Raw genomic sequence first — 26,521 nt, 5'->3', positions numbered from 1 at the left:
CAAGGTTGGCAATGATGCTGGCCTTGTTTTTTGCTGCTGTAAAAAATTTTCAAATGAAAGACCTTTCAAGCCTCTGATCGGGATGTGACGGTGCTTCAGGTATGTTAAACTATAGAGTATATACAACAATCAACGAGGCTTTGGTACAAGCTGAACATAGAAGATAGATATAGACGCTAATGCGGATTAAGCAGGATATAGGGGTGAATTCAGCCGATGCAGGGGAAGATTTTGGTGGTGGACGATGAACAGCCCATCGCAGACATTCTGAAGTTTAATTTGGAAAAAGAGGGGTACGAGGTCATCTGTGCATTTGATGGCATTCGTGCGGTTGAACTGGCGTTATCCGAAAAACCGGATCTGATGCTGCTGGATCTGATGCTGCCGGGCAAGGACGGTATGGATGTATGTCGTGAGGTGCGCGCTCATCTGGAAATGCCGATCATTATGCTTACCGCCAAGGATGGCGAGATCGACAAGGTACTCGGGTTGGAATTGGGTGCGGATGATTACGTGACGAAGCCGTTCAGTACGCGTGAGTTGCTTGCACGAGTGAAGGCACAGATGCGCAGACGGCAAAAGCTCGCGTTTACGGCAGAAGCGCCGGAAGATGAGGAAAAGCAGGTCATGCGGCTATTTGATTTGGCGTTTGATATGGACATGTATACGGCTTACAAAGGCGGGGAACCGCTTGATCTGACCCATCGTGAGTACGAACTTCTCTATTATATGGCGAAGCACTCCGGCAAGGTTATGACACGGGAACATCTGCTGCAAGCGGTATGGGGATATGAATATTTCGGCGATGTACGTACTGTGGATGTCACGATCCGTCGTCTGCGTGAGAAGATTGAGGAGAATCCGAGCAAACCGGAAACGATTCTGACACGCCGCGGGCTTGGTTATCTCGTGCGCAGTGCCAAAAGCGTGGGGATATAATGGGCCGATTCGCGCGATTCCCGTTCTTTCGAACGATTCAGGCGAAATTGATTATTATCTATGTACTGCTGATTTTGATTGCGATGCAATTGATCGGCGTTTATTTTGTGAGCGCGATGAAAAACTCGCTAACGAGCAACTTTACGGAAGACTTGCAGGCCCGTGCGGAGATGCTGTCGGTTCTGGTGGGGGAGACGATGGCGGGTGGCGAAGCAGAGGCTGGCGAGGACAAAACGGAAAATCTGCGTGTGCTGGTGAACAACCTGTTCAACATTAACGGTGCCGAGATTCAAGTGCTGGATGCCAGCGGAAAAGTACTGACGACCTCGCTAAGTTCACATTCAGACTATGTGGGGCGCAAAAACACCCAGACCGTCGTCAGCCGTGCGCTACAAGGCATTCGGGACAATGAGGAATATATCGTGGACGAGGATAATGTTCGCAAAAAAGTCGTCGCCAAGCCGGTGCTGTCCGGCGGCAAAATCATTGGTGCGGTCTACATCGCAGCATCCATGAACGAGCTGTATTCCACGATGGAGGGAATCAACAAAATCTTCATCTCCGGTATCCTGATTGCCTTAGTGTTAACGGCAGTGCTTGGCGTGATCCTGTCCCATACGATTACGCAGCCGATTAAGGAAGTGACTCGGAGGGCGACAGCGGTCGCAGAAGGTAACTTTGATCAGCAGACACCTGTATTTGGCACGGATGAGATTGGTCAGCTCAGTCGGGCTTTTAACTATATGACCAGCAGGCTTCGGGATGCACTCTCGCAGAATGAAGAGGAGAAGGAGAAGTTGACCTCCATTCTGACCAATATGAGTGATGGTGTGGTAGCTACGGATGAGTACGGGAAAGTCATTCTCGTAAACCGTCGTGCCAGCAGCATACTGGGTATGCATCCTGCGGATATTGAAGGAAGACATTTTGCCATATTACTCGGCATTGATCCGGAGGATGCGGAAGCTCTCGCGAGTGGGTTCACAGGTTCTACGCTGCTGCAAATTGCACCCGCAGGACAAGAAGAGCCTGTGGTCATTCGGATGACGTTCACACCGGTTCATCGGCGTGAACGGGGGATCACGGGAACAATTGCCGTACTTCAGGATGTTACCGAACAGGAAGAGCTTGAGGCATCCCGGCGTGAATTCGTGGCGAATGTATCCCATGAACTGCGTACACCACTAACTACGATCAAGAGTTACGCGGAAGCGTTGGATGACGGTGCACTGGAAGACCCGCAGCTTGCCGGTCGTTTTGTTAGTGTTATTCAGAACGAGACGGAGCGAATGATCAGGCTGGTTACGGATCTGCTGCACCTGTCGCGGCTGGATTCCAAAGAGGCTTTGCTGAGGAAACAACCAACCGACATTCTGGAAATGCTGGAGGAAGTGACCGATCGCTTCTCGTTCCAGATGCATCAGAAGGATATTCAGCCAGTGCTGTCTGTGGAGAATGATATTCCGGCTGTTCCACTGGATCGAGACCAGATTGATCAGGTGCTGGATAATGTCGTATCCAATGCGCTGAAATATACGTTGGAAGGCGGCACCATTACGATTGCGGCTAGACGCAGTGATGGACACGCCCTTGCCATCTCGGTATCAGATACCGGAATGGGTATTCCACAGCGCGATCTGGATCGCATTTTTGAGCGGTTTTACCGGGTGGACAAGGCTCGTTCTCGCAGTATGGGAGGTACAGGATTAGGACTGTCCATTGCCCGGGAAATTGTGAAGGCGCATGATGGCAGCATCTCTCTGGAGTCTGAAGTGGACGTAGGCACGACAGTAACGTTCACACTGCCGATGCGTGAGGAAGGGGGTGAGCACCGTGAAGGAACGGATTAAATCATTGGTGCTTGCTGCCCTTGTTGTAGCCAGTCTGGTTCAGAGTTATTTTCTAATCTACCGTCTGCCCGGAGGCGGCGATTCCATTGTGACGTCAGAGACGAACTATGTGAAGACAGAAAATATGGGTCAGGAACGCAATATTGAAGAATTGATCTTCCCTGATCAGATGATTATTCATCTGGGTGAGGATAAACATACGGTGTTTTACCCTGGCAATACGTTCTATCAGTTGATCTATTCAAGGTTGCAGGGGCGGACGTTCGATGATTTTCAGCGCCGTAGCGTGCAATCGGTGAACTGGGATCAGATTCGCAAGGAGAACCCTGGGTTTGAGCTATCGTTCAAAGAAGGGATTCCCGTAGCATTGTTGCAGCGGGTAATGCGGCTCGGGACGGATTCCTTATTCCAAGGAGAGACCATTAACCGAATCTCGATCTATACGGCTAAAAATGAAACGAAGGCCCATGCGCTGTTCTTCAGCGCCAAGGGAGACGTGGTATATGAAGCAACGCAGGCGGACCTGACCGTACAAGACGTGCAGCAGCATGTTGACTTCGGTACGAACTGGACGCCATATACCTTAATGGATGGCGGTTATTATATCCCGGCCGAACCTCTGGAGACTATTGAGGCGGATGTGCCGACAGGTCAGTTCACGGTTGAGCAGATGCAGCGCAGTCTGTTCTTCGACCCAAGCATGACCCGGAACATCCGGGAAAAAGACGGGTCTGAGATTTACACGGACAGTAAACGTAGTCTGCAGGTGAAACAGGAACAGCGCTGGATCAGTTACACCGATCCGGCGGCACCGCCAGCAGGACAGATTGATCCTGCGAAGGATGCGTTGTCTGCGGTTGATTTTGTGAATCAGCATGGGGGCTGGAAAGGCCGGTCACGCATGATGCTGGGGACCACGGACAGCAAAACACGGCTTGAATTCCAGCAGTATTACGGCAGTTATCCGATTATGGATTCCATGCAGTTCCGCTTCGGCACGATTAGCATGGAGATGCAGCAGGAGACGGTATCCAGTTATGAACGATCGCTGGAGTACCTGAACGAAGGTGCAGAGACCAAGAAATCGGTCAAATTGCCTGGCGGAGACAAGCTGAAGGCTCTGATTAAAAAGGTCGCAGGTGAGAATCGCCAGGTTGTGGATGTATATCCAGCGTATCGTCCTTCTACAACTGAGGATGGACTAAGGCTGATTCCGGTATGGGTTATTCGCTTTGGAAACGGGGAGGAGACTACCGTATCTTGATGGGTTATAGTCTTTAAACCAAAGAGTAGCTGTACTTTATCACTACGCGTGCAGAATAACCTCCTGATCAATAGATGTGAACTGCCCAAGGGAGATGATGGTTATCCTCGGGCAGAGGGCTAACGGCTAACGAATTTGAGACGCCTTAAATGCCGGATTAGCCTATAACGCAAAATCTAACGAACTTTAGCGACGTTATTCCGGCTGAAAACGGGTGAAAACCGTTAGAAAGCCTATAAATGCTATAAATAACTTCTCTTCGATTCGTTAGATTACAAACTTGCGGGAAATGGAGCTAATAAGCCGCGTGGAGTTCGTTAGCGAGCAGAGGAGTGTAGTGCTACAAGCGGAGTGGGACCCATTTTCCAAGAGGGGTTAAAAGTATTTGTATTTCAGTCAGTTAAGTGGGAGGTGGATGTTTTGGATTGGGGACGGGCGAAAAATGTGTTGATCTATGCCTTTCTGCTGCTCAATCTGGTGCTGGGTTACCAGATCTGGATGGATGCGCGGGAGACGGCCGGAGCCAATCTGGACTTCACCTCACTGGCAGACAATACACAGCAGGCAATGGAAGAGAAGGGCATTCAGGTGCTGGCTCCGATTCCGAATGAAACGCCGAAGTTGCCGAAGTTGTCCTATGAGTTCATTGAAGAGCAAAAGGCTGGTGTTGATATGGAGCTGGAACAGCCGGTAGATAGCAAGTTGATTTTCTCACAGAGTGAGCTGGAAGATGCATTACAGCGTGAGATTCCACAGATCGGGACATACCGGCTGGATCAGCTGATGGCCGAGGATGGGGCTTTTGTGCTTCACCCACTGGTGGATGGCAAATGGCCGCTCTTCAATGTGAGTCTGGAGCTGTTCTACAGCGACCAGAAAATAAAGGGTTACCGTCAGACTCCGGTGCGGATTACAACCGCAGAGGAGAGCGATCAGCAGGTACTTCCGGCGTCGAAGGCGCTGGGAACGCTGATCGAGAACTTTTTGCCAAATGATGCGATTGTCAAAGATATTCAGCTGGGTTATTACGGCCAGTTGTTCAATTCAGATATACAGGTAGCGATGCCGGCATGGCGGTTCGTGCTGGAAAGTGGCGAAGTGTTGTACGTGCAGGGCATCAGTGGGGATGTATTCAGTCCCAAGACAGACAAACCAGGGGAGTAATGCGTTATGGGGATATATTTTACCGTGTTATCCAGCGGTTCGACAGGTAATGCCACGGTCATACAGCATGGGGGGACCTCTCTCATGATTGATGCGGGTCTTAGTGCGAAGCGATTGGATGCACTGTTTCAGGAAAGGGAGATTTCTGGGGCAGAACTGGACGGGATTCTGGTTACACATGAACATTCCGATCACATTAAAGGACTAGGCGCGATGTCTCGGAAATATAATTTACCAATCTACGCGAATCTGAATACGTGGGCGGCGCTGGAAAAGTCGGTTGGGTCGATTCCAGAGGAAAACCGGAGGATTTTTGAGACGGGTGAAAAGCATGATTTTGGGTCACTGCGCGTGGAATCCTTCGGCATCTCGCATGATGCGGCTGAGCCAGTAGGGTATACGTTCGATGACGGCAGTGAGAAGCTGTCTGTTGCAACCGATCTGGGATACATGAGCGACAAGGTTCGCGATGCGATCTCTGATTCCGACGTGCTGGTGCTGGAGGCGAATCATGATGTCGAATTGCTGCGTATGGGGCGTTATCCGTGGAACACCAAGCGCCGGATTCTGAGCGACATTGGGCATTTGTCGAACGAAGCAGCAGGGGCAGCGCTTAGTGAACTGATGAACGGACGCATCAAGCGCACGTATCTGGCACATCTTAGCCGGGACCATAATATGATGGACTTGGCGAAAATGTCGGTGCGTGACGCGATGGAGAGCCGTGGATGCTTTTATCGGGATCATGAGTTCAAACTCTGTGATACGTATTACGACCGGCCTACGCCATGGGATAGGGTGGGTGAGCCATAAAGCTGTCCAGTTCGGCGGCTTTGCGCTCGACTTCCTCGCGGGTTAGGATGCGTTTATCAATAAGCAGTTCGATGATGGTACTCAGTGCAAGGGTATTGCGATAGTGTTCTTCCTTGAGATCGGCCAGCTTGGCCGCCATATGAACTTCGTCCATGGCTGTGAGTGTACGCGTGCGATCCATGTATACTTCCTCCTCTATGAAGCTTTGAATTGTCTTTTACTATTATTGTAGTCAGGCTTGATGGAAAACATTCCTCTTTTTGCCGCTAACATTTCAGTGATAAGGCGTGTATGCTGAACCTGTGACCATGCAGGGATGAAAAAGTTCTTCAAAATGGCCAAAACGGCGCTTAGCGAACCGGATTTTGTGGTGATAGATACTATGGACCTTTATTGTTAAACGCGTTATAGCAGAAATGTGCGTTAATTTTCGTTATTATGCAACTTTTTGGGATTTGGCGTGTTTAGTATATGAGGAGCATTGTGATTTTGGCTGTTTTGCGTGTGAAATGGCATGTCATAGAATGCGAGAGCATGATTGATAGAGTCACTGACAGAATGGCGTGTCCGTTCTGTTGTACATAGACGCTGTATCTCTATTCGATTAGAAGCCGGGATGCGGCGATATGAAAGACCATTTTATAAAATGCAAAAAAGCATGGGAAACCGTTGGAGTCTTCACGTAACGTAGACGACAGAAGAAACCTGAAGAAACAGAGCGATCGCCTGGAAGCTTTCTGAAAGAAAGCTGCTTCGGAAGCATACGCTATGAACAAATTTTTACCTTGGAAGAGGGAATCAAAAAAATTTGTGAGTAACAGCGATCGGAAGGTTCGGCTGTTGGCGGAGTGGTGTATGTGAGAACTCCATCGTTGATCCATGCGACAACTTAGGCGGCAGTCAGGGTCTTGATGCGTGACAACGAAGGGGAGAGGATCACGATGGGATTGTTTGGAGACGATTTTTATTCAACCAAAGTATCAAGACGCGCCGAACCTGAACAGAAAGGCAAACTTCAAATCATTCGCCCTGGAGGCAGAGCACGTGGACGTGACCGCTGGAGTAATCCGCGCAGATCGCGTACGGGAATCAGCTCCACAGTGAAAGTAGCTGTGATTAGTTCGGTGATCAGTTCCATCGTGACCGTCATGCTGTTTAGCTTCATCACACAGCCCTCATCGTTACCGCTGGCTAATGCTACAGGTAATGGTGGTGGAGGCGGTGCTCAGACAGCACAGGCAGCTGATCCATACGACCGGATTATCCAGGCAGCGGCGAAGGTGCGCCCTTCTGTTGTGAGCATCGTGAACCATAAAACGGGCAGCAGCCTGTCGATGGAAGATTCTGCGTTGGGATCAGGGGTCATTTTCAAGAAGGAAGATGGTAAGGCCTACATTATGACCAACCACCACGTCGTGGAAGGTGCGAGTGACCTGGAGATCGTGACTGTGGACGGGGAGACACATAAAGCGAAGCTGGTCGGTAAGGACCGTGTGAGCGACATTGCTGTATTATCCGCAGAAGATAAAGGGCTGGGTGCAGTGGCGGAAATCGGTGATTCCAGTAAACTTCAGCGCGGTCAAACGGTGCTGGCGATTGGAAACCCGCTCGGTCTGGGCGGTACGCTGACCTCCGGTATTGTCAGTTACACAGATCGTATTCTACCTGTATCGATTAATCAGGATGGTGTGTACGACTGGGAGCAAAACGTGATCCAGACGGATGCGGCTATTAATGAGGGTAATAGTGGCGGTGCACTCGTCGATCTGAACGGTAAAGTGGTCGGCATCAACACGATGAAAATCTCGGATACGGGTGTGGAAGGTCTCGGCTTCGCGATTCCGATGAACGAAGTGATGAAAACCGTAGATTCCCTGCTGGTGAACGGCAAAGTATCTCGTCCATACCTGGGCGTATACACGGTGGATCTGAGCAACCCATATGCCCCCCTGGATGACGAACAGCGCAAGGATCTGAAGCTGCCATCTCACGTGGATAGCGGTGTGGTTGTACTGGAGGCATCGGGTCCCGCATCTGAAGCAGGTATGAAGCTGAATGATGTCATTACGGAATTTGACGGGCAAAAAATTACCTCCACGCTGGATCTGCGGAAGTATCTGTACGATCAGAAGAAGATTGGGGATACGATTGAAGTGACCTTCTACCGGGATGGCAAAGCGGAGAAAGTATCGGTGAAGCTGACAGATAAACCGGAGTAAAGGAAGTTCAACGAAGCCTATACTGTTGGGCGGATTGAAATAGGGAAAGCTAGAAGAGTGATCAGATCTACTGACCACTCTTTTTTAGTTATTATGAGTGGACGTGTTCGTTCGACAGCAAATGAGTAGATCAACCATTAGTAATATGTCCTATGATCAGTTAGACCCGGAGCCAAAGTAGCAGATACATCAGACTTGGGCTGTGGTAAACTGTTGTCTATATGTTCAAACGGTCGCTGATGCAAATAACATCTGTTTGTCGATCTTATTTTTATTTCAAAATGGAAGGGGTATTTCTAATGGAACGATTGAAGAAAAAGATACTTGGGGGAACAAGCTTGATGCTGTCCCTGTTGATGTTGTCTGCCTGTGGATCTGAGGTTGCTACGACAGGAGCATCGGTGGATACAAGTGCTCTGCAAGAGAAAATTGCTGGGCTTGAGAAGAAATTGGTGGAACAGGGAGCCAAGAGCGTTGAGCAGGAGCAAAAGATCGCAGCACTTGAGACCAAGTTGAATGAGCTGAGTACAAATGTGATTGCAGTAGGTGGGGCTAGTGGTCAAACGCCTGCTGCATCCGGAAACAACGGATCGGCCGGGAAAGGGGACGGGGTGCTGATTACGTTTGCCCAGTATGAGAAGCTTGAGGTTGGTATGTCTGTGGAAGAGGTTATCGAGATCCTTGGTGGCGAAGGTGAAGCGCTGAGTGAAGCGGAGAATATGGTGGTCTACAACTATAAAGGTACTGCTGGCAATGGTGCCAATGCGGTTATTGCTTTTCAAAGTGGCAAGCTGTTGACGAAGGCGCAATCGGGATTGAAGTAAAACGAGTAGGGATAGAGGCTATTCCTAGAATGGAATGGAACAGAATAGGCGAATACGTGACTCTGTTTTCTCAATTTAGGCGTAGTCGCAAGATTTTGTTCGTTATGTTGAGTGATTGTTGCTGTTACAGGGGCATTCTTTTCGAGTACCGTTTGAGGTATCGGGAAGGATGCTTTTTGTGTTCTTTTACGGCGGAATGGAGAGGTTTGGTGGAGGTTGGGCACGATAAATTAGGGCTAGGGGTTTCTTTTCGGTGGCAGGTGTGATAGAACTGAGAAGTGGCTATCCTGTAATGGGATACGCGGTTGTGAATCGGGAACATAGCTGGTTACAGAAAGGATGCTTAACGGATGTACGTTGTATGCAAAGAACACGTGGACATTGCCATCGACATGTTTGTCGATGAGTATGAGGACGCTCCAGATATCGTTGATCTAAAGGAGACGGAATTTGCCGATTGGGACCCGCCTGCGAAGTGCGCAGAGTGCGAACAGCACGCGGAATTCCTCGTCGTTTAGCGTACTGTAGGACTTAGACGGCTGTAGGCGCGATTAAGGTGGCGCCCGGGCTGAATATCCATCCGGTATGAACATCACAGCAAGAAGCCAAGGAGAGCGTGATAAGCGCTCTTTTTGTCTTTGTGGGAGATTTGGTGGGGTGTTGGTAGGAAGCTTGGAGTTGGGCGAGGGTTGTAGGTGCTGACGGTGGAGTAGGGACAGTAGGAGAAGATTAAGGAAATAGGCGCCAAGTTCCGAGTTGGGGTGAGCCAGGTTGTAGCAAACGTGCAAGGTGCGTTGGTAATAGAGATAGAAGCTCGGGCTTGGGGAACGTGATGTCGGGTGACAGCGATGTGGGTAGGGACGTGGTTATGGATCGATCGAGTAGCACCGCTAACGAACCTGACGCACCTTATTCGTGGAAAATACCGCCTGGTTGAAATCTAACGAATCGTAGACACGTTATATTGCTGAAATGGCCTTGAAAGTGGTGGAGAGTGCTCGTTTGGTGAGAAATAGCGTGTTTTGGATTCGTTAGATTTTAAAGGAGCCGCAATGGGGCTGAATAAGGTGTGTGAGTTTCGTTAGAATTTGGAGGAATATGTAGGATAGGTATAATTACCGTTGGAACGAACGATGCTGTGAAGCATCTTACTTATAGAAAGAATATTGTGCAAGCAAGATAATTTAGGAGGAATGGGTTTTATGTTTATTCAGATTATTGGCGTAGGCAAATTGAAGGAAAAATATCTCACGCTGGGCATTCAGGAATATGCCAAGCGGCTCGCCCCGTACATCAAGTTTCAGATGATCGAGGTCGCAGACGAAAAGGCGCCCGATACCCTGAGCGAAGCTGAGGTTCGGGCGGTGAAAGAGCGCGAGGGCGAACGCATCCTCGCGCATGTGAAGAGCGAGGCGCATGTTGTCGCGCTCGCTTTGGATGGCCAGCTCTGGAGTTCCGAGGAGCTGGCATTGGAGATCGACAAGCTCGGCACGTATGGGACGAGCCATGTCGTGTTTGTTATCGGAGGAAGCCATGGGCTCTCCGATGAGGTGTTGCGCCGCGCGAAGCAGCGCTTGAGCTTCGGGCGCATGACCCTGCCGCATCAGCTTATGCGGCTGGTGTTGGTGGAGCAGATTTATCGTGCGGTCAAGATAAATCGGGGGGAACCGTACCACAAGTAGGGCTTGTTTTTAGACTGGCTCCTTAATTAGATTTAATTCATATAGCCTATTAAATAGTTGGAAATCATTATAAAATACTGTTTTTAGTAAATTAAGAGGACTAGGCTGGAAGAAATAAGCTACTATTCAACAATAAAGGTTACTTTTAAAAAAAAAGCAGGTGACGTATGAATAATGAGGAAATAATTAAAAAATTTATAGAAAAGTATGGTGAAGAAGAGTATTTTTTAATAGATATCAAAGATAAGTTTTATAAGTGGATTGATAATACTGAATCAGAAGTTGTAAGAGAAATATTAATACAACTTTTTAGTGAGTTTGAATTTTTTCCGAAAACAGAAGTGAAAAGGTTGTTATTAAAGCAATTATCCGAAATATTACATAGTAATAGTTTAGATGATATTGCTATATTTTCACTTCCTTCTCAAAGTGGAAAAACTAATAGCTCAGATGAAATGACAATGCTCATAAGAGAAATAGTAAGAGAACATGGAATTCAAATATACGAAGAAACTATAAAAAAAAATATTGAAGATATAGAAGATGATGAGTATATTAAAATTGCTGTATTTTTTGACGACATATCCGGATCAGGAAAAACAATAACAGATTTTTTAAGAGAATATAAGGAAAAACTAGATGGAAAAAAAATAATTATTAATCTATTAGCAGCGACAGATTCAGCATTACAAGCCATAGAACAGTATCGAAGCAAAGAAAACTTAGATATACAAGTGAAGGTGGAGAAAACATACGGTAAAATATTCACCGAGCACCCCACTCTAAAAGATGATAAAAGAATTTTACTTAGCAAGTTTGAAGAAGAAATTTGGGGGAAAGGCAATAGAAATATTATGGGGTTTAAAGACAGCCAATTAATTATTGGATTTTACCACAACATACCGAACAATACTCTAAGTTCCTTCTGGTATCATTCTGATTTCGGAAAACTAAAGGAATGGAATACTCTTTTTAAGAGGTTCACTCTACCTAAAAGAGGGAAAAACAAACAAAACTTTACAGTCGGAAAAAGCAAGAGGAGAAAAAAATGAGTAATAATTATAAGGACTTAATACTGCTTGTTTATTTTAATACTGTTAAGGCGAGTTACTCGTATATGGAAATTGGTAATAATTTTGGTTTTGATAAACAACAAATACTGCTTGTAATTGAAAGGTTTCAAAGTGAAGGTTTACTAATATTTGATAAGCATTATAAACTTTCTGAAAAATCCATAGAGTTGTTAAAAGAACATGGTCTTTATGAAATTAATTATTATGATAGTTTCGAGATTACGAGTGTTATTGGAAATAAGCAGATGGATTTAGATGAAGTATATGTTCCAGTTGGTTTTATGAAAAAAATAAAGTAAAATAGTACTAGTCGGTAGATTTCTAGATTCGGGTAGAGAGTCTCTACCCTTACTAATGTTTCTTAATTGATCTGGAGAGTTTAGAAGATCGCTAAATTCTCCAACTGCAAATAAATTTGCAGTATCATACAATAAATTGTCTGATAGATTGTTATAAGTATGTTTATTTAAATTTTATTACATGAATAGTACTAGTAATTATTTTTACGGGTAGAAACTACCGACATTTATGAGGGATAAAATGAACTATATAAATAGGCTGAGAGAAAAATTAATTGAGTCAGGTTATGGAGTGCGTTATCAAAATGCCTGCTTAAATTATGCGCAAGGGCTGATTAATAAGGACTTACCTGTAATATTTGATAAAAAACATCTATCCTTATTAATTGGTATAGATATACAAAAATTGAGTTATTATATAGTTAGTTCAGATGGTTTTTATACTGAACATAATCTACCTAAGTCAAATGGTGGGATTAGAAAAATTACAATGCCGAGCCTTCATTTGAAAGAAATTCAGCGTTGGATACTAGATAATATTCTATACAGATTTTCAATAAGTGAATCTGCATATGGGTTTGTACGTGATAGAAATATAAAGGATAATGCTTCTTTGCATGTTAATCAACCCTCAGTAATTAATTTTGATATAAAGGATTTTTTCCCAAGTATAAAGTTTGAACAAGTTTTTCTTCTCTTCCATAGTAATGGTTATACTAAGGAGATATCTTACTCTCTAGCTAAACTATGTACATATAATGGAACACTCCCACAAGGAGCACCATCAAGTCCATGTATAGCTAATATATTATGTAATATTTTGGATAAGCGAATTTCAAATCTTGTACTAAATCTTGGATATAGGTATTCGAGATATGCTGATGATATAACTATTTCTGGGGATGGGAAAATAAAGGGTCTTATTCCATATATTGTTAATATAATAGAAAGTGAGAATTTTAATGTAAATTTGAATAAAATGAGAATACAGGAGAATATCCCTTACAAAGAAATCACTGGTCTAATGGTCGGTGAGACTGTTAAAGTAAAAAGAAAGTATAAAAAGAAGTTAGAACAGCATATTTATTATTGTGAAAAATACGGAGTTTATAGTCATCTTAAAGAGATAAAGAATGAAGAAAAGTCATATTTTAAAGAGTATCTCTTTGGAATGGCTAATTTTGTAAAAATGATTGAGCCGAATGAAGGACAAAAATATCTGAATAGACTGAATAAAATAAGTTGGGGCTATTAATGGTTACAAACTAACAAAATTTAAATTTTTTGTTATAACTAACTCAACTTTCTCACTTAAATCTTCAAACAAACTCTTTATAAACCTGGGTAAATTAGATCCATTTTTTAGTTGAAAAAGTAGACTTAACTAAAAAACAAAAGGAGCAGCCGCGGCATGCTCCTTTTGTTTTTTTTCCTTTACATATTCTTTTAGAGAATGTTGTACTATATTCGTTGCTAAAAACGTTTTTGTCAAACCCAACACAAAATGCTGCTTTTCGCCGAAGTCCTAAGCGCGGGAGTCCAGATGCGAGCGACGGTTGGCACGCTGCTATCCGTGGGTTGGTTACCACATGGCATGCCTTCGTCAAGGAGAGCTGTCACAAGCTAGCCACGCACATTCAGCCCATAAAAAGCCTGGTGCAAACGAATCTCGTACATCCTCTCCTGAACCTTCCATGAACTCCCGGGCCTTAGACTCCGGTTGTTCCCTTTTAAACCATCCTTCTCCTCGAGATGAAAAACAATTTACTGAGCGTTCGGTAGCTCCAACGTTTGGGCAAGCACCCAAATAAAGCCGGCCAATTACCTGGCTACGGCAGTGACCGCGACACTTTTATGTTTGTTTAATCCATAAACTAAACGGCGGGACTTTTCGGTGCAGCCTTTCCTGGGCTTTCCATGAGATAAGCTGGATGTCCGCAGGCTGACCTTCCAAACGGCGGGCCAGATCCCCTTTAATTGCAGGCCGATGACGATAACTCCAGGCCGATTCAATCAAAGTGCGACGCAATCGTCCATTTCCTGCTTTGGTGAGCAAACCTCGTTGGGTACGGACTCCCGATGAATGTTCCCGTGGAACCAAGCCCAAGTAGCCATGAGCTGAGCAGGAGAACGGAACCGGGCAAAGGAACCCATCTCCGCAGCAAGCGTGACGTTCGTTAGAAATCCAATACCACGCAGAGATTGTAAAAGCTGAATCAATTCGGCATTGGAACTGATCGCCGCCTCCTCAATCAAGGCTTTCTCCAGTCGACCGATGCGTTGCTCGATCTCCTCAATGGCATGAAGGTGCTCAGTAAACGCAATCTGCATAGACGCATGCTGGAACGTCAGTAATAGACTTGAGATATCCATGCTAATTTAACTTTAATGCTTAAGCTTTCTGGATGCGCCTGTGGTATCATGAACATGCTTATCATCCTGTTCTGAGGGGGAAGAAGTTGCTTGTGAACATGGACAATTACTATAAATATGAGGATGTATCTGTATTAGATGATGCCAATTCAGCGCTAGATCGTGAAGCAGCTCGGTTGGCAAGTTTGATTTACACGCATACTTCGCAGGATGGGACCTATGCTTCACCGATTCATGGTCTGTATGTGAACCGATATTCGCAAGTAGAAGTGGCGGATGATGTTCACACTATGTTCTCGCCGGTAATCTGCATTGCAGCGCAAGGGAAAAAGCGAATTACCGTAGGCAAGGATGCTTATGAGTATGGTGCTTCGCGAATGTATATTGCCCCCGTTGCCTTGCCTGTTGCGATGAAAATTATGCAGGCCAGCCCCCAAATACCGTTCTTGGGGATAGGTCTATACCTCGATCCGCAAAGGATTGCTTCGTTGCTGCCGATGGTATTTCCTAATGGTTTACCGGAGGTTCGCAATCGCAGTGCGTGCTATGTCATCGAAGCAGACTTGGCCATGATGAACGCTGCTGCAAGATTAATGGCTTGCGTGTCCTCTCCCGATGATGCTCAAATGCTTGCTCCATTGGTGAAAGACGAGATTTATATCCGCATCCTCCGTAGCCCAATCGGTGTTAATGTTGCCGAGACTGTTCTGGCGGAATCGGGTATGCAGCAGGTTACAAAAGCGATTGATTGGCTCCAAAATAACTTTTCTCAGCCGTTGAAGGTAGCGGATTTGGCGGAGCTGGTCCATATGAGCGAATCGTCGTTTCGCGAGTATTTCAGATCGGCTACTGCAATGAGCCCTCTGCAATATCAAAAGGTGCTGCGCCTGCAAGAGGCGAGGCGTCTAATGTTATCCAGCTCCATTGACGCAACTACGGCGAGCCGGCGTGTAGGCTATTTGAGCGATTCCCAATTTAGCCGCGATTACAGCCGATTTTTTGGGTGTCCTCCAACTAGAGATATCACAAGGTGGCGTCAGGACCAGCAAAAGTTGAAGTGAAACGCACATGTAAACGGCTTTTCAAATTTCCGCGGGCATAGAGCCTAGCGGATTTTTCCATTTTAAGCGGCGGAATCTGTTGAATCAGGCAAAAACTCCGACGGAATAGGCAAAGATCGCAGTAGTCCATCCCCTATATTAAGAGTAAACATCCTATCGATAGGAAAGGGGATTTCTGAATATGCGTGTATTGGTTACAGGGGCGACAGGCTTCATCGGAGGGGCGGTCGTTCGCGAACTGCTGGATGCCGGCCATCAAGTGGTTGGTCTTGCCCGTTCTGAAAAAGCCAGCAAACGGCTTACGGCACTGGGTGCCCAGGTTCAAGTCGGTTCGATTGAGGATTTAGCAGGCTTGCGCAAAGTGGCTGCTGCAGTAGACGGGGTCATTCATTTGGCCTTCTTCCACAAGTTCTCGCATGCGGGCCTTCCAACTCGGCTTAGGGTTTTATTCGGCGGGAATCCTCGTCATGTAGTGATGCGATTTATGAAGGCTGCAATTGAGACCGACAGGCGAGCCATCGAGACACTCGGCAACTCCTTACCCGCCGGTGACCGGGCGCTTGTCGTCGCGATGCCTACGATGACGCTTACTCCCGGCCGTCTTGGAACGGAGGACAGCGCTGGGGATCCTCAATCGCAAGGTGGATTACGCATCATTTCAGAACATACCACCCTAGACTTGGCGAATCGGGGGATACGTTCCTCGATTGTACGCCTCCCACCGATCGTACACGGTGAAGGCGATAAGACGGGCTTGTTCCCAAATCTGGTGAACATCGCTCGCAAGAAGGGGTTCTCCGCCTATACAGGCTCCGGTAACAACCGTTGGCCATCCGTGCATCTACTGGATGCGGCGCGCCTTTTTAGACTCGCCTTAGAACAAGCTCCGGCAGGGTCCAGGTTTCATGCAGTGAGCGAAGAGGGCATTCCATTTCAAGAGATCGCCACGGCTTTGGGCCTCCATTTGAACTTGCCGGTCCAAGGTATTGGGGTTGAAGAAGCAGGAAAACATTTCGGATGGCTTGCACCTTTCACGAAAACGGATAATCCGGCGTCCAGTGCGTTGACGCAGGAGCGTTTAGGATGGAAACCAGTATATCCTACCCTTTTAGATGATATTCAGAAGGGGTATTATTTCTAACTTAGCCGATGCCTTAATCGAGAAGATTGGTATTGACCTATAGCCACTATAGGGTTTAAAGGGACAACAGCTTCACGGTGCATCAACGGAGGAGGATTATTCAAATGGGAAATAAGATGATTCGGGCACTTGTTCTCATTCTTGCATTTTCAATTGCCGGATACGCAATTGTTCAGTATGGCGTGCTTAAAGCTAGTGATGCAGGACTTGTCTCTTTCAAATTGCAAAAGCCGGATTTTGAACTAAAACCATGGATATATGTACTATACATCCATATTGTTACTGCGATATTTGCCTTGATCATAGGACCCTTTCAACTATTTATGAAGCCAACGAATGATAGGAAACGTTGGCATCGCCTATTGGGGTATGGATATGTTCTTTCGATTACAGTTAGTGGGATCGTGAGTGTGTATTTATCCCTTTTTGCCACGGGAGGTTGGATTGCCGGGCTTGGGTTCATGTCGCTCGATGTATTGTGGGTTGCGACGACGCTTGTTGCAACGAGAAAAATTATGGCGAAAGACATCCAAGCTCATAAAGCATGGATGCTTCGCAGTTATGCGCTTACTTTTGCAGCGGTCACGCTTCGAATCTGGTTAGCGCCGCTGAATCTTCTGTTTGGCGATTTCGAGGCGGGGTTTCGGGTTGTCGCTTGGGTTTGTTGGATTCCTAATCTGCTCGTCATAGAAATCGTGATTTCTAGAATGAGGTTGCGGCAGCGGCAATGATTTACAATTGCCAGCTACAGAGGGAACGCTAAATGCGCTCCTTCTGTACAATGATGAATCGAATCAGTTCATGAGCTGGACAATCTTTTCAAGCTCCAACTTTCCATCCAGTGCCACGTATTTCATAAAAAGCTTATAAAATAGGATGGCTGCTAAGCTCAACAGGAGTGTTAAGAATAAGGAACCGCCCCCTTCTACTCGCTCGGTCAATTGGTTATCTCGCGTGGATTGAGTTATGATCGGGAAACCCTCATGGATCGTGGAATCTTCCATGGGGCTGCTAGGTTCGGTCAAAGCTCAAGGCCATCTTCGTGATATTCTGTTTTCTTCGGGCATTTTCTCGCCACTTATGCCGGGAAATGAAGTATATATTGGCATAGTTCATGAAAAGTTACACCCAAAATCATGACTGGACTCTCAATATAAACTAAATCTTAAACTCAACACTACCCTTTTCGCTTAACTCAAACGGACCTGGTGTGACGTTTGCATCAGGTCTCTTTGTTCCGAAGAAATCGGAGTCAAAATGATAGGGAGTGCTGTCTGGTTCCTCGTACTTCATATTGGCGTGATACGTCTTTCCAAGCAGATCCGTGGTAACCAACATGGCAGAGGTTCCCCGAAGCAATTCGGGCTCATGGATCTGAATGTGCACCTTACCTAGCGCAGGATCAATCTCAACGTTCACACCCTTCTGTGTAAAGATCTTCGCATCGGATTCGTGACGACTTGGAACCGCATCGTTAAGATATAAATTTCCACCCATAGCCACCGGAAGAACGGCATTGCCTATAAAGAAATCTTTTGCCGCATCGCCAAGCTCCATAAGCTCCTCTTTGGTGTATTCCCACCATCTCTTATCTTTCACATCAGGATGTTGATCATAGCCACCAAGTCCCACAGCACGCAGATAACAAATGGAATTGTCCGGAACACCATCCATGACCGTCTTCCCGTCCTCTCCAACTTCATCCCTTGGTTTAAGGGGAAGATGTTCAAAGAAGGTGATAGGAACAGGTCCCTTATTCGCATCGTTATCACCCAAGAAGATATTGTTGTAGTACCTGTCATCGCCTCCAGTGATATTGGAGTATCCCGCCATGGCGGTCTCGTGAGGGAAGTGATATGGCGTGATACGTGTAATTTCGGAACGAACGACAAATCGGCCTGCGAATAAATTATGAGCAAATGACCCGCCCTGAGCCATATTTCTGAAATTCATCGGAGATAGAAATAGATTGTGATCGACCATATATGGACCATGGCACACCTCAACGAAGAGGTCCTCGGAAATGTTGTCAAAAAATACATTGCGGCTGATCCGAGTGCCCTGTGCCTGCCAGTCCAGCCAAAGCGCACGGTAACAGCTATAGATGATATTCTCATTCATCTGAGTATCCAGTGCAGCATGCAGTTTAATTCCCGCGACTTCGGCACCATGTCTGAGTCGTTTGTGGTGAATATTATAGATACGGTTCTGGTAAATGCGGCTGAAGGCTGCTCCCATATGGCCCACAATACCGGCCTGTTCACAATCATGAATCACATTACCCCGAACGATGTGACTACCGACGCGATCTTTATGCCAGCCGGAGCGTAATGCTCGTAAAATAACCTCCTGCTCCCGTTGAGTCCCGCCTTTACTATGCTTCTCTATAGACTTGCTGTGACCTGTACCAATTTCGGTACCCAAGCTAATCCCAACGCATTTGGATTCACTGATGATATTGTTTTCAATAATCCAGCCCTTGCTCCAGTGAGGTCCAATCAAACCTTCCTGGTAGTCTGTAGGTGGTGCCCATTGAGGAGAAGCTTGGCGAAGTGTGAAACCACTTACGGTTATGTAGTTCAGTCCCGGTTGTTCAGGCCAGAAGCAATAAGGACGTACATTAATTTCTACATTTTCCGTACGAGGATCTTTTCCGCCAAAGTTGGCCCAGATTTTGGTTGTCGTAGATCCCACTTCCGCATACCATTTCAACAGTGAATCCTTGGGATATTTTGCTTCAGGCCAAATTTCAGGATTGTGAACGCTTTCAACACTATTGCACTCATACAATGATTTTCCATCCAGATAGACATCCCCGAGATGAACTGGGAAAGGCCCGTCAAACAACCAGTCTCCACTGAGCTCAACCTCAAAGGGATTACGGACGGAAAAGATGGAATTGAGCACTTCTGTGCTCCAAACATGGTCTCCTTCAGATTGCCAATTGGTAATCCGCTCAGCTCCTGTTATCACGACTTCCCCGTCTCCCGCGGATCGATATACGATTCGATGCTCCGCCGTTCCTCCATTCGCCGGGTTAACCCATTCCCTGTATACTCCCGCATGAACAATAACGGTATCACCAGCCATGGCATGAGCTGCAGCGCGTGATATGGTACGAAGGGGTTGATCTGCTGTTCCTTTTCCTTGATCATTCCCATGGTTGGATACATGATATTCCATAACAACTCTCCTTCTATTCGAAAATGTTTGTTGTATCCCGTTATTATACTAGAAAATAAATATATTGGGAGAGATAGGAAGGTGCATGTTAACCTGAATGGATATTGAATATAAGGTAAACTACATCCACTGCTCTATGAGGTTGTAGTTTTTTTGCTTTTTGACACTTTGGCTATTGTTAAAAGCTATAACCAGCCATGTTTTTTTCATATAACAAGCATTCCCTTCGACCATGCTATACTCATTAGAATAAAAAGTTAGAAGGAGTAATAACTATGATACCTTTTCGTAATGATCATGTAGGCAGCTTTCTACGCCCTGCAAACTTAAGTCAGGCACGTGAACAATATAAATCAGGCAACATCACATATGAAGAATTAAGAGCTGTGGAAGATCAAGAGATTATTCGAATCATTGAAAAGCAGAAGGAAAATGGCGTATCTGCCGTTACGGATGGCGAATTCCGCAGAAGCTGGTGGCATTTTGATTTTCTGGGTGGCTTGGATGGCGTAGAGCTGTATGAGGAGATTAATGGACCTCAATTCCATAACATGCAGACTCGCAAGGGCGGGATTCGTGTTGTTGGTAAAGTGGATTTTTCGAGTCATCCTTTTGTTAAGGATTTTGAGTTTTTGAAAAAGCATGCAGGTGACGCTGTCGCGAAACAGACCATTCCAAGTCCCAACATGCTTCTATACCGGTTGGAAAATGGCGCCAATATCTATACGGACCGGGAGCAATTCCTTCAGGATACGATTGCGGCGTATCAAAAAGCCATTCAAGCTTTCTATGGTGCGGGATGTCGATACATGCAATTAGATGATACCGCTTGGGCAGACCTATTCTCAGAAGCTGGTCACGATAAGCTGCGTGCCAAAGGTCTGGAACCGGCGGAAGAGTTGAAAACGATGCAGCGAATGATTAACGAGACTTTGGCTCATAAACCGGCAGATTTAGTTGTGACGATGCATATTTGTCGTGGTAACTATAAATCAAATTATTTCTCAACGGGTGGTTACGAGTACGCTTCTGAAGTTATCTTTGGAGGTTTAAACGTAGATGGATTATTTTTAGAATTCGATGATGAGCGCTCGGGTGGTTTTGAGCCATTACAATATGTGAATCGAAAAGATTTAAAAATCGTGCTTGGTTTACTCACATCGAAAACAGGCGAGTTGGAGGATAAAGAACAGATTAAAGCCCGGATTGCAGAGGCGGCAACCTATGTTCCTCTTGAGCAACTCTGTTTGAGCCCACAATGTGGTTTCTCATCTACAGAAGAAGGCAACATTCTAACGGAAGAACAACAATGGCGTAAACTTCGTTATGTGAAGGAAATTGCAGAAGAAGTTTGGAATTAATCCATCTAAATAACGGAGGGGATGCAAAATGACGACGCAAGCAGACCAAGAGACAGTTATCGTTGAAGCGTTCATTAATGGTCAAAATATAAAATCCCTTTCGCAGTTACCAAAAGAAAATCCGGCAAACCCAACCGAGATCGTAGGCTATTTCCCTGTCACTACGAGAGAACAAGCAGTTGAAGCAATTGAAGCGGCGGCAGTGGCTTTTAAAACCTGGAAGCAGACCTCCATTGATGAACGCATTATGATGATGCGCAAGGCGATTGAGAAGATTAGAGCAGCTGAGAATGAAATTGTTCATTTATTGTCCAGAGAGCATGGCAAGCCGCTGTATGATGCACATGGTGAGATATATGTTTCGTTAATGTGGATGGAGTTTGCTTGTAATGAAGTTACATCGGCTCTACAGGAAGAGATCAAAGAGCATGAGAATGGTAAAACGATTCTTTCCTATGATCCCATTGGTGTAGTAGCAGCGATTAGTCCATGGAACTATCCCATTGCTTTGTCTACGATTAAGATCGCTCCTGCCTTACTTGCGGGAAACACAATTGTGCTTAAACCGAGTCCATATGCGCCGCTGGCGGCAGCGAAGGTGGCAGAGATTATTGCCAGCGAGTTCCCGGCTGGTGTAATCAATGTCGTTCATGGTGATGCGGATGTGGGCGTTGAACTGACTACGAATCCTCATGTTACGAAGATCGCCTTTACAGGTGGGACCGCAACCGCTAAGCATATTATCAGAGCAGCTTCGGAAACAATTAAGGATATGACGCTTGAGCTTGGTGGCAATGATGCGGCGATCTTCCTGGAAAGCTTTGATGTTCATGATGAGCGAGCGATGCGCCGGATTGTCATTTCTAATTTTTTGACAACAGGACAGATCTGTATGATCGCCAAACGTGTGTATGTACACCGTTCTATTTATGATGAGTTTGTGGAAAAATATATAGAAGCGGCGAATCGCTGGATTCGAATTGGCGATCCCTTTGATTCAAATACAACGGTAGGTCCGGTGAATAACCTGAAGCAGAAAGATTACGTGCTTGGTTTGGTTGAAGATGCGCAAAAGCGCGGGGCTAAGGTCATCCCTCTCGGCCAAATTCTGGATCAGAAGCTGTTTGACCAAGGTTACTACCTACAGCCTACGCTTGTTTTGGATTGCGATGTTCATGATCCGATTGTCGTGGAGGAACAGTTTGGTCCTACGGTTCCGATTCTACCATTTGACGATGAAGAGCAGGTTATTCAACTGCACAATGAGAGCATATATGGATTGACGAGTTCGGTGTGGGGCAAAGAAGAAGATGCCATCTCCGTTGCACGTCAACTTGAAGCCGGAACGACGATGATTAATACCGCTGCTGTGCAGGGACTCGACGTTCGGTTCCCTTTCGGTGGCTTTAAGCAATCGGGTATTGGCCGTGAATACGGCGCGGAGGGGATCCGTACGTATACCGAAAAGCATGTCATCAACGTTCCGAAGACACTGGATCTTCCTTATATCCCAGAATAAATCGTATAGAAGTTGTTCAAAAAGGCTCTAACTTTGCGCTTTGTTTACTGATTTTAAGAATCAGTAGACGGGGCGTTTTTTGTCAGATCATAGGAAATAAAGAAGCCACTCCATTGATGGAGTGGCTTTGTAAGACTCAGCTATTATACGAGGTGAACGGTGGCTATCTTCTACCTAGTGTCTCCCAAATGCCATGGAGCCAGGCGTCGAACTCAGCATCTTTGTCGCCCTCGTAAGTATCATAGAGATCCAGACGTGTCTTTTGCAGTTTTTCCTTAAATTCCTCAAATGTGTGACCTTCAGGAAGGCTTTTTTTAATCCGCAGCAAAATTTTGTTAGTCCCTTTAAACAGCTCGCCTTTGTTTTTGGCAGGCATCTGTACATCTTCATCCAACTGTTTCAGCTTAAGATATGCGGCTTCGCGCACTTGGAACACTTGATCATTTTTCAAAACATGCTGCAGCAACTTAATGGTAGGTTCTGTATCCCAGTTCCCCAATTCATTCACCGCATTCAGTCTGTCTCTCCAGCTTGAAGTCCGATTAGCCGCTCGTTTGAGCTCTTCAAAGTTCTCCGGTAATTCGTTCACTGCTCCAATATCATGGTTGTTCGTCAAAATTCAATCTCCTTAATCATCGCCATCTCGGCAGAATGATGAATGTTATTTATGTGATCACTATTATAGCACGAACCTGACTAAACTACTCCTATGAAGCCGATTGGTTAGTCTTTTCCTTAATGGAGTCTACCATAAACACCCAACCAATTAGTCCACATAAGACAAAACCAAACGCATGCAGAGATCCATAGATAGGAATAAAATCGAGTATGGTTAAGGAGTACATATTTTTCAGTAACGGATAGAAGATGGAAATGACAACAACCGTGTAAAAGGCTAGGCAAGAAAGGCCTAAGAAGAAGGCTGCCTTAATATCCAAAGCATTTTTCCTCAAGTAAGCAAGGAGATAAGCGGTGTAAACCACAATATTGCAGGCGAACAAAGCGACACCAATGTATTCAATCGGCTTGGAGAAAATCATACCCGTAGCAATCAAGACTGGTCCGATGATATCAATGGCAACGACCCAGGGATACCAGCTTTTCTTCGTCATGATGCGTCCCAGTGCACCAATAAAAATGGGAACGATTGCAGATGAAAAATGAAAGTGAACCGAGCTTAACGCGTGCGTTGCCGGATTAGCTTGGAAGAGGTCCAATTGATATTGATATAAGGTAAACCAAATGCCCCCGATAAAAAAATAAACGAGCCCCGCGCCAATCGCTACTTCCGCCGCTTTTCCTTTAGAGATCACAATCGTGGTCAAGCCATAGATGCCAAGCAGCAGGGTGAACAGTAGCCACCCAAGGGACAGAATCCCTGGGATTGTGGTACTTTCTAGCCCCCATATCTTACTACTCATTATCGAAGCTAGAGTAAGAAGCGCAGCGGGAAATTGAAGCCATTTCATAGCAGCATAAATCACTCGTTGATATGTATTCTTTGCGTCATGGTTCAAAAGTAAAATCACAAGAGGCACAATGACTAAAGCCGCAAAAAGCAGAAATTTATCAACAAGTTCGAATTGAAAGTGATCCAGAGAAAATATCAGAATGGTTATGATTCCACCGGGAAATGCGGGTGATTTTATGAGTTGCTTCAAGGAACTATTCATGGGATTTCCTTTCTGACTATGTTTATCGTAAGACCTGCCTGCATTCAGTTATGTAGCGTTTCTTTAGTATAAAACGGCAATTCTCCTTCTAGTAGTCTATCACATTTATTTTTCGAAGTATGAACATAAGCTTATCTTATTAAGCCTGATAACACCCGAAGACTTTGGTCACAGGTGTACAACCTTCGTCATGGACATACGAGTATAGCACTGCTATAATGGACATATGAACACATATGACAAAATATTGGCAGCAGCTCTTAAGGTACTCGAGGAGGATGGCGGAGCCCAATTTACGACGCGAGCCGTAACTGCAATCGCTCAGGTTACGGCTCCTACACTCTACCACCATTTCGGCAATGCCGATGGTCTCCTGAGTGCAGCTATAGTGGAAGCGTTCAAACAGTTATTTGATAGCAAGATTGCCGCAGTGGAGTCCCCCATTCCAGAGATGGCTCTTCGTCAAGGATGGGATGACTATGTGCGATTCGCGGCAACCCGTCCTCGGATTTATGCGGCGATGATGGGGAGGTTGCTCGAGGGCGCCCATATTGAGGCGGCAGATCACTCGTACCAAGCACTAGTGCACAATGTTCAGAGAGTCGCCGTTGAAGGCAAACTGGCTGTTTCAGCCGAGGCTGCGGCAGATCTGGTCTGGGCTTCCGCCAATACGGCCTCTTGGCTGTATGTGACGGCCCAGATTCGTAAGGCATCCCTACCCCAACCCGATGTCGTTGATCTCATTCGGGAAAGCGTAATGCAGATCATATTGATCCAAAGGCCGGACGCCGATTCAAAATGAGGGATTCGATGACAGAGCCTGGGGACTTCAGGCAAAGCCCTAATTTAGAAGAAGTAAAAGAAAGATCGCTTATCCAACCTGGACTTCCAGGAGGATGGCGATCTTTTTTATGTTTGGATAATGCGACATTAAACGCACCCCCATTTCCATAAGTTCAACGCAACGATAAATCTCAACCCCTCCCGCCATAGTACTTCGTGAGCTTCGAGTGCATCACGCCAAGCCCGTCAAAACGATGTTCGGGCAGCAGGACAACACTTCAAAAAAAATATAGCACTGCTATAGACATTTTTGTATAGCGCCGCTATAATGTTCGTATAGCACCGCTATACCATGATCCATATCTTATCAAACCTAGGAGGGTTATCATGTCATTCAAAACGCAAGAACTGGTCATGGTCACAGGTACGTCCAGCGGCATCGGTAGGGCTACCGCGGAGCAGCTGGCCGCTGAAGGATTTCACGTTTTGGCGGGGGTTCGTCGTCAGGAAGACGCCGACAAAATCAAACGCAAAAATATCGAGCCGGTGATCGTCGATGTTACCAATATCGACTCACTAAAGGCGCTGGCTGAACGGGTGGAGCAAGATCCGCTTGGTCGCCCTTTGCGGGCAGTGGTCAACAATGCCGGCATCGCCGTTAATGCACCTCTTGAAATGGTTCCGCTTGATGAATTTCGTCGCCAGTTTGAAGTCAGTGTGATCGGACAGGTGGCGGTTATTCAGGCACTTACCCCGGCCTTGCTGAACAGCGGCGGTCGCGTGGTCAATATTGGTTCGGTTGGAGGCAAGATCTCCATGCCTGGTTTCGGAATTTATTCGGCTGCAAAGTATGCTATGGAAGCGATCAATGACAGTCTTCGCAGGGAGATGTCCTCTTTTGGTCTCAAGGTGATTATGATCACTCCGGGTGGTGTTAGCACTGGCCTGTCGGAGCAAGGGATTACGACAGCGGACCGGCTGGCCAAGTTGATGACACCGGACCAGCACCATCGTCATGATCGTCTTTTTGACGCCGTGAAGGCTCAGGCTGAAACGTGGGCAAAGAACGGTATTCGCCCTGAGAAAGTGGCAGCAGTGATTTCACGCGCAATCCACGAAAGAAAGCCCCGCACCCGCTATACGGTCGGTTCCGATTCGGCACTGCTGACTCGACTGGTCCGTATTCTCCCAGACAAACTTCTCGACCGGATGCTCCGCAGCCAGATGAAACTGCAGTAATGGGCATTTTCACATATTCTTTTGGACAAAAAGCTATACGAAGTGTTTATACATTAGGAGG

Annotated in this window: 25 protein-coding genes and 1 pseudogene; 20 read left to right on the top strand and 6 right to left on the bottom strand. The window is 46.1% G+C overall.

Annotated elements, in window-relative coordinates:
* Window positions 1-216: 216 nt before the first annotated feature.
* The 5 genes from yycF (at window position 217) to MKX40_RS30555 (ending at window position 6,030) form a co-directional block, all read left to right on the top strand.
* Window positions 217-939: a response regulator YycF gene (gene yycF, locus MKX40_RS30575; RefSeq protein ID WP_339238874.1), complete on the top strand. Its 723-nt coding sequence runs from the start codon at window positions 217-219 to the stop codon at window positions 937-939.
* A complete protein-coding gene (gene walK / locus MKX40_RS30570) occupies window positions 939-2,789 on the top strand; it encodes a cell wall metabolism sensor histidine kinase WalK (protein WP_339238873.1) in 1,851 nt (616 codons plus the stop codon). The genes yycF and walK overlap by 1 nt, the downstream gene beginning before the upstream one ends.
* On the top strand, window positions 2,773-4,053 hold the full coding sequence (yycH, locus tag MKX40_RS30565) for a two-component system activity regulator YycH (RefSeq protein ID WP_339238872.1): 1,281 nt from the start codon (window positions 2,773-2,775) through the stop codon (window positions 4,051-4,053). Before walK ends, yycH begins: the two co-directional genes overlap by 17 nt.
* Before the next feature lie 420 nt (window positions 4,054-4,473).
* Window positions 4,474-5,217 (top strand): two-component system regulatory protein YycI, encoded by a 744-nt coding sequence (gene yycI, locus MKX40_RS30560; RefSeq protein ID WP_339238871.1) that lies wholly within the window; start codon window positions 4,474-4,476, stop codon window positions 5,215-5,217.
* A gap of 6 nt (window positions 5,218-5,223) precedes the next feature.
* Window positions 5,224-6,030: an MBL fold metallo-hydrolase gene (locus MKX40_RS30555; RefSeq protein WP_339238870.1), complete on the top strand. Its 807-nt coding sequence runs from the start codon at window positions 5,224-5,226 to the stop codon at window positions 6,028-6,030.
* Here MKX40_RS30555 and MKX40_RS30550 read toward each other — a convergent pair.
* Window positions 5,999-6,211 carry a hypothetical protein gene (locus tag MKX40_RS30550; RefSeq protein WP_339238869.1) on the bottom strand — a complete coding sequence of 71 codons (213 nt, stop codon included), beginning with the start codon at window positions 6,209-6,211 and terminating at the stop codon, window positions 5,999-6,001. The genes MKX40_RS30555 and MKX40_RS30550 overlap by 32 nt on opposite strands.
* 760 nt (window positions 6,212-6,971) lie before the next feature.
* Here MKX40_RS30550 and MKX40_RS30545 point away from each other — a divergent pair.
* The 7 genes from MKX40_RS30545 (at window position 6,972) to MKX40_RS30515 (ending at window position 13,382) form a co-directional block, all read left to right on the top strand.
* The gene (locus tag MKX40_RS30545; RefSeq protein WP_339238868.1) at window positions 6,972-8,249 is read left to right on the top strand and encodes a trypsin-like peptidase domain-containing protein; all 1,278 of its coding nucleotides are present in this window, start codon (window positions 6,972-6,974) and stop codon (window positions 8,247-8,249) included.
* 299 nt (window positions 8,250-8,548) lie between these two features.
* Window positions 8,549-9,073, top strand: a complete 525-nt coding sequence (locus tag MKX40_RS30540; protein ID WP_339238867.1) for a hypothetical protein — start codon at window positions 8,549-8,551, stop codon at window positions 9,071-9,073.
* Window positions 9,074-9,423: 350 nt separating this feature from the next.
* Window positions 9,424-9,591 (top strand): CxxH/CxxC protein, encoded by a 168-nt coding sequence (locus MKX40_RS30535; protein WP_017691462.1) that lies wholly within the window; start codon window positions 9,424-9,426, stop codon window positions 9,589-9,591.
* Between the two features lie 684 nt (window positions 9,592-10,275).
* Window positions 10,276-10,755 carry a 23S rRNA (pseudouridine(1915)-N(3))-methyltransferase RlmH gene (gene rlmH, locus MKX40_RS30530; protein WP_017691463.1) on the top strand — a complete coding sequence of 160 codons (480 nt, stop codon included), beginning with the start codon at window positions 10,276-10,278 and terminating at the stop codon, window positions 10,753-10,755.
* 167 nt (window positions 10,756-10,922) lie between these two features.
* Entirely contained in the window at window positions 10,923-11,807 is an 885-nt protein-coding gene (locus MKX40_RS30525) for a hypothetical protein (protein WP_339238866.1), read from the top strand.
* Entirely contained in the window at window positions 11,804-12,127 is a 324-nt protein-coding gene (locus tag MKX40_RS30520) for a hypothetical protein (RefSeq protein ID WP_339238865.1), read from the top strand. Before MKX40_RS30525 ends, MKX40_RS30520 begins: the two co-directional genes overlap by 4 nt.
* A gap of 241 nt (window positions 12,128-12,368) precedes the next feature.
* Window positions 12,369-13,382: a reverse transcriptase family protein gene (locus MKX40_RS30515; protein ID WP_339238864.1), complete on the top strand. Its 1,014-nt coding sequence runs from the start codon at window positions 12,369-12,371 to the stop codon at window positions 13,380-13,382.
* 597 nt (window positions 13,383-13,979) lie between these two features.
* Here the strand turns inward: MKX40_RS30515 and MKX40_RS30510 are convergent.
* Window positions 13,980-14,156 carry a hypothetical protein gene (locus MKX40_RS30510; RefSeq protein ID WP_339238863.1) on the bottom strand — a complete coding sequence of 59 codons (177 nt, stop codon included), beginning with the start codon at window positions 14,154-14,156 and terminating at the stop codon, window positions 13,980-13,982.
* Window positions 14,141-14,500: a transposase gene (locus MKX40_RS30505; RefSeq protein ID WP_339238862.1), complete on the bottom strand. Its 360-nt coding sequence runs from the start codon at window positions 14,498-14,500 to the stop codon at window positions 14,141-14,143. The genes MKX40_RS30510 and MKX40_RS30505 overlap by 16 nt, the downstream gene beginning before the upstream one ends.
* 98 nt (window positions 14,501-14,598) lie before the next feature.
* On the opposite strand from MKX40_RS30505, the gene MKX40_RS30500 reads away from it, so the two are divergent.
* The 4 genes and pseudogenes from MKX40_RS30500 to MKX40_RS30485 form a co-directional block, all read left to right on the top strand.
* Window positions 14,599-15,561, top strand: coding sequence for an AraC family transcriptional regulator (locus tag MKX40_RS30500; protein WP_339243258.1), 963 nt, complete (start codon window positions 14,599-14,601; stop codon window positions 15,559-15,561).
* A 181-nt stretch (window positions 15,562-15,742) separates the two neighbouring features.
* Window positions 15,743-16,702, top strand: coding sequence for an SDR family oxidoreductase (locus tag MKX40_RS30495; RefSeq protein ID WP_339238861.1), 960 nt, complete (start codon window positions 15,743-15,745; stop codon window positions 16,700-16,702).
* Between the two features lie 104 nt (window positions 16,703-16,806).
* A complete protein-coding gene (locus MKX40_RS30490) occupies window positions 16,807-17,433 on the top strand; it encodes a DUF2306 domain-containing protein (protein ID WP_339238860.1) in 627 nt (208 codons plus the stop codon).
* Between the two features lie 202 nt (window positions 17,434-17,635).
* Window positions 17,636-17,827, top strand: a pseudogene (locus MKX40_RS30485) (NADPH-dependent FMN reductase); the annotation flags it as partial.
* Between the two features lie 33 nt (window positions 17,828-17,860).
* Here MKX40_RS30485 and MKX40_RS30480 read toward each other — a convergent pair.
* On the bottom strand, window positions 17,861-19,885 hold the full coding sequence (locus MKX40_RS30480; RefSeq protein WP_339238858.1) for a right-handed parallel beta-helix repeat-containing protein: 2,025 nt from the start codon (window positions 19,883-19,885) through the stop codon (window positions 17,861-17,863).
* A gap of 275 nt (window positions 19,886-20,160) precedes the next feature.
* On the opposite strand from MKX40_RS30480, the gene MKX40_RS30475 reads away from it, so the two are divergent.
* Together MKX40_RS30475 and MKX40_RS30470 are read left to right on the top strand one after the other, a co-directional pair.
* The gene (locus tag MKX40_RS30475) at window positions 20,161-21,246 is read left to right on the top strand and encodes a 5-methyltetrahydropteroyltriglutamate--homocysteine S-methyltransferase (RefSeq protein ID WP_339238856.1); all 1,086 of its coding nucleotides are present in this window, start codon (window positions 20,161-20,163) and stop codon (window positions 21,244-21,246) included.
* Window positions 21,247-21,274: 28 nt separating this feature from the next.
* Complete coding sequence (locus MKX40_RS30470; RefSeq protein ID WP_339238854.1) at window positions 21,275-22,765, top strand: aldehyde dehydrogenase family protein; 1,491 nt, start codon at window positions 21,275-21,277, stop codon at window positions 22,763-22,765.
* Between the two features lie 163 nt (window positions 22,766-22,928).
* On the opposite strand, the gene MKX40_RS30465 is transcribed toward MKX40_RS30470, so the two are convergent.
* Both MKX40_RS30465 and MKX40_RS30460 read right to left on the bottom strand, forming a co-directional pair.
* Window positions 22,929-23,381 (bottom strand): HEAT repeat domain-containing protein, encoded by a 453-nt coding sequence (locus MKX40_RS30465; protein ID WP_339238852.1) that lies wholly within the window; start codon window positions 23,379-23,381, stop codon window positions 22,929-22,931.
* Between the two features lie 91 nt (window positions 23,382-23,472).
* Window positions 23,473-24,438, bottom strand: a complete 966-nt coding sequence (locus MKX40_RS30460) for a YndJ family transporter (RefSeq protein ID WP_339238851.1) — start codon at window positions 24,436-24,438, stop codon at window positions 23,473-23,475.
* 226 nt (window positions 24,439-24,664) lie between these two features.
* Here MKX40_RS30460 and MKX40_RS30455 point away from each other — a divergent pair, with 226 nt between their 5' ends.
* The gene (locus tag MKX40_RS30455; protein WP_339238850.1) at window positions 24,665-25,240 is read left to right on the top strand and encodes a TetR/AcrR family transcriptional regulator; all 576 of its coding nucleotides are present in this window, start codon (window positions 24,665-24,667) and stop codon (window positions 25,238-25,240) included.
* A gap of 368 nt (window positions 25,241-25,608) precedes the next feature.
* Window positions 25,609-26,460 carry an SDR family oxidoreductase gene (locus tag MKX40_RS30450; protein WP_339238849.1) on the top strand — a complete coding sequence of 284 codons (852 nt, stop codon included), beginning with the start codon at window positions 25,609-25,611 and terminating at the stop codon, window positions 26,458-26,460.
* Window positions 26,461-26,521: the final 61 nt, after the last annotated feature.

Source organism: Paenibacillus sp. FSL R5-0517 (genome assembly GCF_037974355.1).
GTDB lineage: Bacteria > Bacillota > Bacilli > Paenibacillales > Paenibacillaceae > Paenibacillus.
The sequence above is the reverse complement of the archived record's forward strand: the minus strand, read 5'-3'. Positions and strand labels throughout refer to the sequence as shown.